6 protein-coding genes are annotated in these 14,436 nt (G+C 53.7%); 1 reads left to right on the forward strand and 5 read right to left on the reverse strand.

Features of this window, described 5'->3' with window-relative positions; genetic code table 11:
* Positions 1-69: 69 nt before the first annotated feature.
* A complete protein-coding gene (locus RAC89_RS09970; protein WP_306613315.1) occupies positions 70-489 on the forward strand; it encodes a MarR family winged helix-turn-helix transcriptional regulator in 420 nt (139 codons plus the stop codon).
* A gap of 24 nt (positions 490-513) precedes the next feature.
* On the opposite strand, the gene RAC89_RS09975 is transcribed toward RAC89_RS09970, so the two are convergent.
* The 5 genes from RAC89_RS09975 to RAC89_RS09995 form a co-directional block, all read right to left on the reverse strand.
* Entirely contained in the window at positions 514-969 is a 456-nt protein-coding gene (locus tag RAC89_RS09975; RefSeq protein ID WP_306613317.1) for a CBS domain-containing protein, read from the reverse strand.
* A 75-nt stretch (positions 970-1,044) separates the two neighbouring features.
* On the reverse strand, positions 1,045-2,661 hold the full coding sequence (locus RAC89_RS09980; protein ID WP_306613319.1) for an MDR family MFS transporter: 1,617 nt from the start codon (positions 2,659-2,661) through the stop codon (positions 1,045-1,047).
* A 7-nt stretch (positions 2,662-2,668) separates the two neighbouring features.
* Positions 2,669-3,091, reverse strand: coding sequence for a MarR family winged helix-turn-helix transcriptional regulator (locus RAC89_RS09985; RefSeq protein WP_306613320.1), 423 nt, complete (start codon positions 3,089-3,091; stop codon positions 2,669-2,671).
* Between the two features lie 200 nt (positions 3,092-3,291).
* Positions 3,292-11,898, reverse strand: a complete 8,607-nt coding sequence (locus RAC89_RS09990; RefSeq protein WP_306613322.1) for a cadherin-like beta sandwich domain-containing protein — start codon at positions 11,896-11,898, stop codon at positions 3,292-3,294.
* 446 nt (positions 11,899-12,344) lie between these two features.
* A complete protein-coding gene (locus tag RAC89_RS09995) occupies positions 12,345-14,285 on the reverse strand; it encodes a sensor histidine kinase (RefSeq protein ID WP_306616079.1) in 1,941 nt (646 codons plus the stop codon).
* Positions 14,286-14,436 lie beyond the last annotated feature (151 nt).

Here is a 14,436-nt window from a genome sequence, read left to right on the forward strand (position 1 = left end):
TTTAAAAATGAAGTGCATATGCTACCATAAGCTGTATAGAAATTAGCTATCGATGAGGTGTCTATCGTTATGAATCAGCCTTCCCTGGAAACCGTTGAGCTTGAGCTTGCGATCCTGCTTCGCCGGGTAACTTCCACCAATAAGCAATTAGGCACGCTTGATCGATCCGCTTACTTGCTCCTGCACCAAATCGCTTCGCACGGCTCGGCCGGAGTGAAGGCATTGGCCGATGAATTCTACTTGGACATCTCTACGGTGAGCCGGCAAACCTCCGCACTGGAGCAAAAGGGCTATGTCACCCGCATTCCCGATCCGTCGGATGGCAGGGCTTACTCCCTTCAAATCACGGAGCTCGGCCTGCAGGAGCTGGTGAACACTAGACAGGCGCGCTTAGCCCGAATAACCGAGCTGATGAAGGAATTTACCGAGGAGGAGCAGGAAACCTTCGGAAGGCTGCTGGTGAAGTTCAACCGAACCTTTCGGAAATAAGACGGCGGGAGCCATCCTGCGATCCTACAAGAGCGACTTGAAGGAATGACGAATGACGTCCCCTCGGCTAATAATGCCTACCAGCACGCCGCGGCGTTCTACGGGCAGCTTCTTAATCCGTTTTTTGCCGAGGAGGGCCGCAATATTCTCAATATCCTCATCCCATGCCACGGTGTAAACCTTCTTCTGGGCTATTGCCAGCACATTCACATTCAAAATCCGCTTAGCCCTCTCCTCATATTGCTCATCATCCCCGTGGATCACTCCCATATAAAAGAAGAAATCCACCACCTGATCCTCATGCTTCCCGATGTATCGCATAATGTCTCCGTCGCTAATATAAGCGACAATCTCATTGCGGTCATTTACCACGGGCATTCCGCTGATCCGGTACTTGATGAATTTCTCCACAACAGACCTGACCGTATCATCTACCTTCACCTTATAGACCGGACTGATCATAATTTCATGAGCTTGCATTCCTGCTTCCTCCCCATAGGAAAACGATGCAGACCGCCTTCGATCTGCATCGTTTCATTCATCGCATCTTATTTGTTATTGTAAAGCCGGCTTTGCCTCTTGCGCCTTCTCCGTCTCGCCCTCCGAAGGTACCTTGTTCGAGGTACGAAGCGGAATTTCCCGCAGGAACACAGTAAGAACGAATGCTACGACGACTAGCGCGGTACCGGCCAGGAACACCGTCGTAAGTGAAGTGCTAAGCGCTTCGCGCAGCATGGCGACCATCTCTACAATGATCGGCTTGACGTTAGCCGGCATCGAGTCCATCAGCTGAGCAAGCCGCGGCTGATCGAGCAGCATGGATGGATTCTGAAACGGAGCCAGCTGCTGCGCCAGCTGAGGATCCATCGTAGAAGTGTTGAAGCCCGGATGGGCAGCTGCAGCCTTCGTCAGGTTGTTCTTTAGGCTGGTCGTCATGATCGTTCCCATGACGGCAATCCCGATCGTTCCTCCCAGGTTTCGGAACAGCTGCGAGGATGCCGTAGCGACCCCGAGGTCCTTAGGGCTGACTGCGTTTTGCACGGTAAGAGAGAATACCGGCATCCCTACGCCTAAACCAAAACCAAAAACAATCATGGCTATCACAGCCAGCCATACTGTATTCATATATGCCATAATGATCATTCCGATGATCATAATCGGCAGACCCAGCAGCGCGTATCGCTTATATTTTCCCGATTTGCTTATCCATCTGCCCGTAATGGTGCTTAACACGACCATCGCAATGGACATCGGCATTGTCACATAACCGGAATAGGTTGGGGAGATGCCTTCTACCCCTTGCACAAAGAAAGGAAGATAGATCAGCGCGCCCATCATACCGGCATTCATCAGGAAGCCGACACTGTTCGAAATCGTCACGATATCGTTACGGAATAAGGACAGCGGAAGCACAGGGCTTTTCGCTTTGGTTTCCGCAAAGATAAAGGCGATCAGGAATACCACCGCGGCTCCGAACAAGCTAAGCACTTCGGTGGAGCCCCAAGCATACTTGGTACCCGCGAATGAAAAACCGAGCAGCAGCGGGACAATCGTTAAAGTAAGGAAGAGCGAGCCTAAATAGTCGATCGACTCGGAAGGCTTCCGTTCTACCTTCGGGAAGAGCATTAGAATCATAAAGAAAGCGACAATGCCGAGCGGAAGGAAAATCCAGAACAACCATTTCCACTCGAGATGATCAACGAGCCAGCCGCCGAGTGTCGGCCCCAGCACACTGGAGAAACCAAACGCCGCCATCATGACTCCCGTCCATTTGCCTCGTTCACGCGGCGCGAATAAATCGCCCACCGCTGTAAACACTGACGACATGATAATGCCGGCACCGACCCCTTGAATTCCCCGGTACGTGATCAACTGAAAAATATCCTTCGAGAATCCGGTCAACAAGGCACCAATCATAAATAAAACAATCCCCGTAAGGATAAACGGCTTCCGGCCGTAAATATCGGACAGCTTGCCGACAAGCACGGTAGCGATCGTTGAAGTCAGCATGTAAATGTTGATAACCCAGGTATAATAGTCCATCCCGCCGAGAATAGCGATAATTCTTGGCATCGCGGTGCTGACAATCGTTTGATTGATCGCGGCGAAAAACATGGCCGTGACAATGGCAACCATGATGGTTACCTTTCGTTTATGGGATAATTCCTCCACGTATGATTCACTCCTTTATTTCTGTCTTTATCATTTTCTCCAGCATCGCGGTGATCGAATCTCTCTCTTGCGGCTCGAGTCTGGATAAATAACTGCTTAAGATGGCGTTCTTCTTCCTTATCATCAACGCCACCCTTTCCTTCCCTTCCTCGGTAAGCTCGACCAAGATAGCCCGGCGGTCCACAGGATCATCTCCCCGTTTCACATATCCGGACTTCTCCAGCCGATCGATCATGACCGTGACGGCGCTTGGCTTGACCTCCAGCTTCTCTGCAAGCTGGGTGATCTTGCACTTCTTCTTGACGTGAATGTAGAACAGCACGAACATTTGCGGGCCGGTAATGGGGGAGTCTCGAAGAATTTCGGACTCCAGTCCACGCCTTAGCGCCAATATGGCTGTCTGAAACCGTTCAATGAGATGCTCTTCCAATGACCTGCCCCTTTCTATAGGATCGCGATTGCTTTGTTTCAATGATATAAATATTAAACTGTTTAAACATAATCGTCAAGCACTTTCCTCGATAGAATCAATTGTATTCTTCTCCAACCCGGGAAGATTATGTAGCCTCTCGGCATGAAAAAAGCAGTCTAGGCCATGATAAGGCATAGACTGCTTCTTCTTATTAGCTTCTATTGCTTGGGCAGAATCAATACGCTGCCATCGGTCATCAGCTTCAATGCAGCGGATGCCGATTCGATCTCCTGAATCGCCCAATGATCCTGCGCTACGTCCGGCCAGCTGGAGGCTGTCACCGCCGCCGCGGGACGTTCAAACAGTCGGTTCAGCACCTTCACTGCTTCCGCACGGTTCAACGGGTTGTCCGGCTGGAACGAGCCGTCCGGGTACCCTTGCAGAATGCCGGCGCGGGAAACCTTCTCGATCGCATCGAAAGCCCAGTGCTCCCGTGTATCGGAATATCCCCCGCTCTGTGCGGCGCCTGCAGACTTGGAAAGCAGTCTTGCTGCGATGCTGGCCAGCTCCCCGCGGGTAATCGCGTCTTCAGGGCGGAATAGCCCGTTATTATCGCCAAGCATCAGCCCTGTACGCTGCATATGAGCAATGGCTTCCTCAGCCCAATAGCCCGGTGTTACGTCAGGATAGCCTTGAGCTTGGATTGGCAGCGGCTCCCCTTTGGCACTGCTTCCCTGAATGCGAGCCACAATCGTTGCCAGCTCCGCGCGCGTAATGGCTTTCGAAGGACGGAACGTTCCGTCCGGGTAACCGGACAAATACGGCTCCAGCACCTTTAGCGCGTCTGCATTTTTTTGAATAATGGTGAACGTACTGAATTTATTGATTTGAATCGCAATACCGGCAAGCTTGCCGTCCGCATCGTAACGAATTTCTCCTTGCTGCAGCGCCTTCTCTCCATCGCTGTGCTCGATGTATACGGCGAGCTGTGACAGGATCCGTTTAGCTGCTGCCGCATCGGCCGGCAAAACTAAATGATTCAGCGGCAGCAGTAGCTCCGTTGTATATCCGGCATAATTCGTTTCGATTTTGACAGGCTGACCGATCACGCTGACCGGCTGCCCCCCTGCCGCTTGCTTCACCAGCTCCGCGTTCTGAACGCGGGTCGTTACGTCGTTTCGCTCCGTTTGCTCCCGAATCGGAACTACCCGGAAGTAGGCATCCTTGCCGTCTTTACTAAGCTGCTGCAGCGATGCTCCCGGTAAGGAAATTTGCGCGTCCGGAAGCAGGATTTGCATGGACATGCCGCCTTGAGCAAGCAAGCTCACGGACTCGGCACTTAAGCTGACGATTCTCTCATCGGCAGGTGCGTCAGGAAGATCCGTCACGTAGATACGGGCAGTTGTATCCTTGTTCTGTATGGATTTCTCAACAATGCTCTTCGCTGTCCCCGCATCCAGCTTCACCGTATCCAGCGTCCGCCCCTCTTCCGTACGTGTACGAACGATGGAGGTTTGCTCAGCCCAGCCACCGACGCCACCCGAAATCGGCGCTTGACGAAGGTTGCTTGGCATCGGCGGCGAAGAGTTGTCTTCTTCTAGCCCTACCACATCGACAGAATACGTCTGCGAAGCGGTCCGGTCTGCGGACTCCACATTCACGATCAAGGTATTCACCCCGGGGATAATGGCCGGCTGGAAGCTGCCTCCCCCTCTTAGAGGTGTCCCTTGCACGGTAACCACGGCTTGGGGATCATTAGCCACTGCCGTTAAATTCACTCTATTACTAGTCGTCTGTCCTGTTGTGCCATACGAAAGCTTATACGGACTGAAAGGACGAGACAGCACCGTATCTACCTGAAGGCTCGACAGTAACGGCGGCTCAGCAGGCACTGCCTGCTGACGCAGTACGGAAACGGTATACACAACCTTGCTGCCGTCCTGAGCGTGAACCTCAATGGTAAGCGTCTGCGCATCCTTAACCAACGGAATCGATACTGCCGAACCGCTCAATGCGGCTTGACCGTTGACTTGAAGCGAAGCATCCGGCTGCGCTGCCGTCGCGCGGAGCGTAATGGCCGCGGCACTATGCGGCACGGATACCTGGTAGCTGCTTGTATTCGGTGTGAAGGCGGAGAGCAGCTCCGCACCACCCGAGATCAGACTCAGCTGATTGAGCTGAGCGTTGCTGCTTGGATTACGCCATACGACGACATTGTAGGTGCGCGTTTGCGTACCGTCCAGCGAAGTAACGAGAACCGGAATCGCATTCTCGCCGACCTGTAATGGGATCGGCTGGGAGGCTAACCCGCTTGGTACCGATTGTCCCTTCACCCGAATGCCGGAACCGGCCTTCAGTGCCCCCGGAGTCAAGGTAACGCTCTCTACCGCATAATCTACATAAACGGTATAGCTGTCCTCCGTTCCTGTGAACGGCGAAGCGGCGAGCTCCTTACCCGGTTGCAAAGCCGTTACGTCCTTCAGCTTCAGTGTACGCAGCACCGCTGCATCGGAGCCTGTACCCGTCAATTGCAGCGTGTACAGCTTCTCCGTTCCGCCAACAGGCTGAACACGGATCGATACATTGCGGCCGGACGCAGGCACTTCTACCTCCACATAGCCGTATGCCGTAAGCTGCTGTCCGTCTACCGTTACTACGGAATTCGCAGCCATAGGCACTGCGTAAATACGTACCTTATCTGAATTGGCCACCGCTTGATACGAGGTCGTGCCAAATTGATAAGGCATGCTCATCTTTGCATTGCCTGTCGTAAGAGCTGACAGACCCTCAGGAGAGCTAGGCATAGCTCCTGCCAAGCCACGCAGCACTTCAAAGCCATATTCCGTCTTATTTCCGCTTTCATCCGTTGCCGTCATGGTGATCTGGTTGCGATCCGCATTCGACACCCAATCCAGCGGGGCATAGTAAGCGAATCGACCCTCATCATCAAGAGGAACGCTGACTCCGTTGACGATCAGCTTCGCCCCGATATCTGTTTGTCCGATAATGTAAACCTTGCTGTCGTCAACTACTTTGCCGTTTAATGCGATCGGTCGGCCCTGATCGTCATCCCCTGCGGACGCGATCAATAACGGTCCGGTGCGGTCGATGACCAGCTTGCGGTAAGCGGTGCTTCGATCACCGCGCTCGTTGACCGACTCGATCAGCAGATTGTACTCCCGCTCCTTCAGCACGCTGACGTTGAGCAGCTCCTGCAGCTTGAATGCGTAAGTACCGCCGGCGCTTACTATTCCGCTGCCTACCTGCTGACCGTGAACCGAGAGCGTAAGCGAAACGTTCTGATCCGCTCCTACCTGTAAGGAAGCCTGCTCCGCCGAGGTAAGCAGCATAGTTTCTACACTTCCGTCAAGCGCCGTATAGGTACGCTGAGCAACGGGTTGGGAGGCTGCGTCAAGCGATATAGCCAACGCCGCCGGCAGAGGAGCAGGCAGCTCCGTAGTGACTGTCTCGGATTGCGGGCTCCAAACGATACGTCCTTGCTCCTGTCCGATAGCCGACACGCTTAAGATATAGGATGTACCTGTTGGCAAATTGGTCACAACAGCAGCCTGCTCGCTCCCGGAAACCGGAGCTACGTCCATCAGCGGAACGAGAGGTTGATTGCCTGCAGCATCAGCTCCCCAAATACGGTACGACGTAACATTCCCGGACACCGCGGAAAACCGAAGCGATACTTCCCCGTTCCCAGTAGAAATGACCTCAGGGCGCCCCGGTGCGGGAAGCGTGTAAGGAGCCGTTACCTGAACGGTCCCTTCCGCAACGGCATAGACAGGGGCCTTATCGGCATGAACCGCCGCTACAGAGACACGATAAGCTCCTGGTAATGTCTCTGCAGGAATGGCCAGCACCTTACTTCCGGAGGCGGACAAGCCGTCCGCAATCACTTCACCGATATATTGATCGGCGTTGTCGGTAAGCATGACCGTTACCTTCGTATCCGGTGCGGCATTTTCCGTTGACCATGTTAGCTGAATCCGGTTATCTCCTCCACCGGCTTGCGTTACCGAAGCCTTGACGGCGGGCGCAGGAAGCAGCTTCTGAATTTGCAGGTCGACCTTCTTAATATTTTTGACTGTCCATTTGCCCGAAGGCGCGTTCAGCAGCGAAACATACAGCGTATCCCGTCCGTCCACAGCAGGGGTCGGGGTAGAGATCTGCGTTTGCTGCAGCGGATCTCCGCTCACGCTTGCGTTCGGCATCCGGTCCGATGCCGGCTGCAGGTAGGCGTTGCCTCCTGGAGCATCAAAATTCAGTGTATACGGTTCGCCGCTCGGAGAAATGAGAACCGTTTCCTCATTACCACCGCTCAACGTAAGAAGGTAATTGCCGGATTCCGCCAGCTCGAAATACTTGCTGTAACGCCCTTCCATAAGCAGCGGCTTGATGGATTTGAATTTCCGGCTGTTCTTATAGGCGATTACGCTGGTAAAACGGCTGCCAGTCGCTTTCCATTCGCCTTTCAGATTCGCTCCTTCGAGAAGAAGAGTCAGCTTCTGCTGCGACTCATCCAGCAAGGCGTTCATGCCGGCTTGATTCGGATCAAGCTGCAGCGGATAAAGCTCACCGCCCGGAGTGTACACCTTCGTCTGTGCATCCGCTCCATAGATCTCAACGATGGCTTGCCCTAAAGACGTGTTATCCAATGCAAATGCCGTAGGATAGGCCTCAGCTTGAACCCATTGTACAACATCGGCCATTGTCGTTTGCGACGGTGCAAGGTTTAAAGCCGCTTGGGGGCTATTGCCCGCGCTGATCATCCAAGTGCCCGCTTCCACGGCATTGAGAAGCACGTACAGGTTGCCTCCCGCATCGCGATAGGCGTTCCAGTTCGGCTGGCTTTGCTCGGCATGCAGGCTGTAAGGCCGTCCGTCCGGCTTATATACGATGACTTCTCCGGTTGCCGCGCCGATTTGGAGCAAGTAGCTTCCACGTTCCTTTATCGAAAGTGACGTGACAGGTCTATCCGGCGCTTGGCCCCAAAGCTCAATCAACTGGTTGAGCGGCGTCGCTGCGTTGGCGAACAATAGCTCATGGATGCTGATTTGGGTACCGCCGCTTGTCGTCAGCTTCCAATTTCCCGGATAAAGCGATATGCGCATCCAGGTCACGTTCGCTGCTTGGTCGTAAGCCACATCTGGAGTTGCGACTTTCCCCACGGTGTGACCCGGAGCCGTACCGGTAAGAACAGCGGATGAATGGTCTCCCGAAATGGCAATCAAAGCTTGGAAAGGACGGTCTACGGCAAATGCCGTGCTTACCTGTCCGCTCGCCGCGTTAACCTCCGAGGTCATCGGCGGTGTCTTATCCAGCGTCGTCAGCTGTCCCTCGACCATTCGCGCCGGCACACCCGGTTTCGCGGTATCTTCCGGCTGGAAGGCCAGGCTGATGGGCTTTAAGTCATAGGCTCTTTTCAGTGCCGCCGAAGAAGCGGATGCCGAAGCCACCTTGACCTGCTTGCCCGAATCCGGCTTGCTCAGCAGCAGCTCTTCCGCCAGATCCAGCCACGGCTCCGCCGCTTCCATAAAGTCGGAAACATTGTTTACGAAGTCCAGACCCTTCTCCCACCAGGATTTCTTCGGAGGCTCTGCTTCGACCTCGAACAGGATGGTGTTGTTTTTGAAGGTATACTTGACATTCGCCCCTACGCCGTTATGACGGAAGGTCCCGACGATTCCGGATTCATTTACGCTCAGCGTAACGTTATTTACCGTAGCCCCGCCGATGCGTGGAATCCCTTTAGGAACATAAACGGTTCCCTTGATTACGCCGTTGTAGCCTTTTTGATTAAAGGAGTACGAAGTAATGGCTCCCTTGACCACTTCAAATACATTGATGTCGCCCTTCGCCGCAAAGCCCGGTGACGAGAAGCCCTTGATTCCTGCGGCCTTAAAATCCGTCACAGCTGTCATGCTCATGTTGTTGACAGGCAGCCAGTAATAATATTCGATCCCGCTGGCGTTAAAGCCGTAGGAGGATACGTCCATATCGATGGCGTCGGTTCCTACCAGGTTGAACTTGTAATTCACCTGAGGGTGTTTCAGCTCAGGCACAATCACGTCCATGACGGAGCCGGTGACGTCGAACTTCTGGGGAACCTGTGTTTTTCCCGCCAGCTTGTCTACATTGCCGTACAAGTAATTTACCTGCAGTCCCGTCGAAGCGAGCTTCGCCTTGCGGTACATGCCGAAGCTGACGCTGTCCAGACGGCCCTGCTTTGTTTTCATATACAGATCAAAGCTAAGATCCGTACCCGGCAGGCTGCCCTTGCCCTGCACGCCCACATAAGGGATGCGGCTCTCTACGACAAATTTGGTATCCTTTGCCGTGAATGGACCTACCTTAAAGCTATTGTTCATTGTGTAGCCGCCGGACAGATCGAACCGGCCACCCGAGAACCGGAGGCTATCCACCGGTACGGATTCCGCAACCCGCTGACTTCCGAGCTGCATACCGACCGAAAGCTGCCCCGTCAGGCGCAGGCCATCCTTGGTGAAAACAAGAGAGCTAGCCTTCACCGGCATGTTCATGTTTAAATAATCCGTTGCCTCACTGTTGTTCAAAGGTAAGGAGAAGCTGTCCGACGTGATGGTAAACGGACCTTCCATGAGCGTATAAGACACGTTCGCCCCTTCGGAGCCTCCGCCATTGACGTAAAGACGGCCCTCTCCGCTGATAGTAGCTTTTCCGTTCACGCCGCTCTTGTCCACGACAAGCCTGCTGCCTTTGAACAGGATCGTTTCGTTGATCGTCACCGGTTCGGATGTGTCATTGAGCACATAGACACTCGGTGCGGACGGATCTTCTGTAAACGGCCCTTGTACCACCAAGCTGTCCACTTCGTTGCTTGTCGACGTGCTCGGTACTTCTACCTTGGCAAAGTTGCGCGGCTTGTAGAAGTCAAGCGCCGTTACCAGCAGCGCATCCGTGAATACGTAGTCTTCATAGAATTCATGCTCCAAATGCACACTGTATTTTCCCGGAGGCAGTACCGCCTTAGAATCCGGCAAGGTCAGCTCCAGCTGGCGGTCATTAATAATATTATAAGCCAGCGGATATTCGGTACCCGTGGAACTCTTCAGGAAGTAATGAATTCCCTCCAACGGCTTGCGCAGCAAATTGGTGACCCCTGTGCCAACCGCAACCAGACGCATCTTGTCCTTAACGTGTAGGACCGATGCCCCAACGCGATCGTAATCGACATCGGGTGGAACCATGTTCGTATCATTATCAAGGATGAACGTCTTCGTATCGCTGTAGCCGGTGCCGATTTCATTGACAGCATAGGCCCGAACCTCATAAGTAACCTGCCACTTCGGTTGAAGGATCTCCAGTGTCACTGCACCCTTCTGGGTTAACGTCCCGCTCATCGGCTTCCGTGCCCACTGTTCCGGTTCTTGTCCGGCTTCACGGCGCTCACGATACTCGATTCCCCGCTCCACGACCACTTTATTGCCTGTCGATGTCACGTCCGTGATGATACTGACCCGGTCATTCTTGGTCACCTTATCTATGACCACGATCGGATCACTATTGATCTTCACAGTCGGCACGCTCGGCGCGCTATACCCGAAAACCCAAGTTTCTCCCATATTTTTGTTCCACTCGTGCCAACCGCCGAATAACACGAAGTTCGTTCCGTCGAACGCCATGCTCGCATAGCTTCCGACCCTAGGCCACGTGCCGTCGCCCTGGGGTGCCGAACCGCTTCCCAGCCATTCCTCCCACTTACCGTTCTGCCAGCCGTAAGCCGCCGGGCTTTTCCCCCCGAAATACTCCCATGACTGATTGATCGGGCGCTTGTTTGTCTTCTGCAGACTTGGCGTCGTGCCATTATAAATCACATAATGGAACTCCCCGCCGTAATAGACCACTCTCCGGCCGTCATTGGCCATCGCATGCCCCCACCGTCCGTCATAAGGGAACCGGTTCGCTGCCAGCGTAGGCTCGAGCGTCCACTCTTTGCTTGAGCCATCCCACTTCCAGAGCCTGTTGGAGGCATCATCATATGTAAATGATTGTCCGCTATGCTCACGGGTAACCGGGCCTAAGTTACCGCCATACATAACTGCTTGCGTTCCGTCGAACGCCATCCCGGCGGAATGTGTCTTCGGAGGGCTTGTTTGCGGAGACTGCTTGGTCCAGCTTGTGCCGTTCCAGGTCCAGGTATCGTTCAAACCGTTCTTGATTTGTCCGGATAACGTATATCCGCCGAACAAGACGAGCTGTGTGCCGTCAAAGGCCATCTGCGACCCTCCGCGAGCCGAAGGGGCCGTTGATAAACCGGTAACTTGTTCCCATTTGGCCGTTTGGCCGTTCCACAGCCAGGTGTCCCCAAGAAGTACGCCGGACGGTCCTTCCCCGCCAAAAAGCACTACTTTCTTGCTTGCCGGGTCATATGCCATAACGGCACCCTTCCGCTTGGACGGCTTCGGGGTCAGGTTTAATACTTCCTGCCACGTTTGCTGATCCCCGTCCCAAAGCCAGGTCTCGTCGAGCAGAGCATCGTTAACCCCTTGTCCGCCAAACATAACCACGTTTCCTGCGTTTTCATCATAGGCCATCACTGCGGCATGTCTTGCTGCCGGATCAAATTTAGCCTCTTCCTTTAAAGTCCAAGTATAATCCTGTAGATGATCCGTCGTGTATGTATTCGACCCAACGGTGCTTCCGCCGCCATAGGTTTGCTGCGTAACCGTTCCTTCGGCCTGAGCTCCGCCTAGCCCTCCGGGAAGCAGAGGGAAATACTGCAGCAGCAGGGCGGCCACCAACAGCTTGGCCACTCGGGTGTTCCACTGTTTTTTCATTCTCCTACCATTCGACAAAGAAGACATCAAGCGATGAAACATGTTGTTCACTACCATCCTCTTTTCCTAAAATCCAACAAACCAGCCCTCAACTAGGACAACCACTACTCCTTCCCTGCCGTAAACTGTCGAAGTATGTCGTTGGTGATGCTTTCTATATCGGCATCTTCCCATTCATTTTTTAGTCCTTTTTGATTACAAGATATGAAACTTTAGTCCTAAACCAAACAACAAAAAACAGCGTATCTCGAAAGAACGCTGTCCTCTATTACAGGCTTAGTAATGCCATGGCCGTGGGCCGTTCCCACTCTACACATGCCTCCTCGTACCGCTCCATGACTCCGGCCTCGGATTCCGTTGCTTTTAACAATCAGCATAAATCGACATGTAGGAGAACTTTTTTCGTGCCATGAAAAAAGCCGCCACTACGCCCGTGGCAGCCTTGCTTATCGTACCGGAAAACGGATATTCAACTGGTACCCGTCTCCCTCGGGCGAGCTTATCTCCAAACTGCCTCCAATTTGCTGGATCCGTTCGCGCATGTTCGTTAGGCCGAATCCCATGGGCACCTCCTGACGGAAGGGCTCTCCATTGTTCCACAGCTCGAAGAACACGGATTTCCCGTCATGCCACAGCTCGTAACGGAACGCCTTCGCCTTCCCGTGACGAATGCCGTTCGTCATCCCTTCCTGCAGCGTGTGAAAAATCACCTTCTTCTGAAGCAGACTCAGATGAGGCATGGTACCTATGGTTCCATTCACTTCTACCCCTGCGGCCATTTCCGTGAGGGAGGACAGTTCGTGCATAGCCTCCTCCAGATCATACTCCACTCCCGCCGACTGCATGCGGTGAACGGATTCCCGGATATCCTGCAGGCTCTTGCGAACCAGCTCCATGGACAGGTCAAGCCTGCTCAGGCCCTGCTCCACTTCCCGGGCCAGAAGCTTCTTGGCGGCTTCAATCTGCACGAGCGTCGTAGTCAACGTATGGCCCACGACATCGTGAATATCCCTGGCGATTCGAGTGCGCTCCTCCAGCACAGCCATTTCTGCGAGCGCCTCGGAGCGCTCCCGAATCGACTGCCGGAGCAACCGGTTGGCCCCTTCCAGCTCTAAGGTCCTCTCCTTAACCATATGCTCCAGCGCTACGGTAAATTGGTGATGCTCCCGCCGAATCCGGACCATCCTCGTCACCATAGCCATACCAAGAGAAACGACGAAGATCAGGACTCCTAGACCCGCTACATGCTCGAAAAAATAAAGATAAGGCGTCGTGGCGAAACGGAACGTGCCCGGCGAGCTAACCAATATCAACCCCGCTGTATGCATGATCGTGCAAAGGACGGCTGACAGCATGCCGCTGATAATCCATCCGGTCTCCGGGTCCGCATCGGATCGAATGCGCTTGATGAGCGGAACGACCGCCACGACCGCTTCCACTGCCAGCAACGGCAAGAACAAAGCATCGTATACGGCCCGGTACGTGCCGAAGTCTGCAGCGATGCCCAAACCGATGCAGACCGCGCTTAGGGAAAAGGTAATATTTGCAAACCAAAGGAGAAGCTTATTCCTGGGACCGCTTAAAAAATGATATAGAAACATCAAAAAGGCCCCTGTCGCTATCACCCCCGGCATATCGGTAAAATAAAGCAAAATATCCGGCACAGGGAATCGTTGGATGCTCATCGTGCGCAGTAAATACGCGGCTCCCCCACAAAAGGTAATGACGGCAAACCATAAGTACGCGTAATCTTTGGGAGCGCGAAGATATACGATAGCGGAAACCAAACCTAACATGCCGAACAGCAGAGAATAAATCAGACCCATCGTGTCGTACCGAAGCATCTCTGACTGCAAGGCCGTTCCTTCTCCCAGGATGTACTGCCCGAGCTTCAATCCCGGTACCGCCGGATCGATTCGTACAAGAAGCGTCTGTGGCTTCCCGCCTGACGGCAGCTCGTACATCCGCCACATATACCCCGGATGATCGTATCGATTGTCTCCCTGCCTATCGACCTCACCTAGTAAAGCGCCATTGACATAAACGGTGTACTGCTGCTGGCGCTTGATCCACAAATGGGGGTCCCGCCAGCCGCCTTCCTTGCCGGGCAGCGACCGTTTCACCCAGAATTCGCCGGTGTTCCGAAACCCCTCCGGCGTATCCTGCAGCTCGTCGATCGGCCTCCAAGCAACGGAACTCTCTTCCGGTATACCGCTTCGGACGGGCACCTCTCCCATGAAGACCTCCCAGCGTCCGTCCTTGCGCAGATCCAGAATCCGTTCCCCAGCGTCCAACCTGTCGGATGCGCCTACGATGCCGAACACCATGACCGTATACAGGAGTAATGCCATAACGGTAAGTATCGTGTTACGAAGCGGTTTTACCACAGACAACAAGGGCGGCCTCCCTGATCCCTTCAATCTTCATCACTCCCGCTTCCATACAACTTATATTAATAAGAAGTATAACGCGCTTTGAATGAATGCGACAGTAACTTGAGACGGTTTGTGACAAGTATGACCGGGATCAGTGACTTAG

Origin of the sequence: Paenibacillus sp. GD4, assembly GCF_030846225.1 — a bacterium.
Lineage (GTDB): Bacteria > Bacillota > Bacilli > Paenibacillales > NBRC-103111 > Paenibacillus_G > Paenibacillus_G silviterrae.

Excerpts from the sequence above, each read along its gene's own strand:
- RAC89_RS09975 (WP_306613317.1), bottom strand. The coding sequence starts at position 969 with ATGCAAGCTCATGAAATTATGATCAGTCCGGTCTATAAGGTGAAGGTA.
- RAC89_RS09990 (WP_306613322.1), bottom strand. The coding sequence starts at position 11,898 with ATGAAAAAACAGTGGAACACCCGAGTGGCCAAGCTGTTGGTGGCCGCC.
- RAC89_RS09970 (WP_306613315.1), top strand. The coding sequence starts at position 70 with ATGAATCAGCCTTCCCTGGAAACCGTTGAGCTTGAGCTTGCGATCCTG.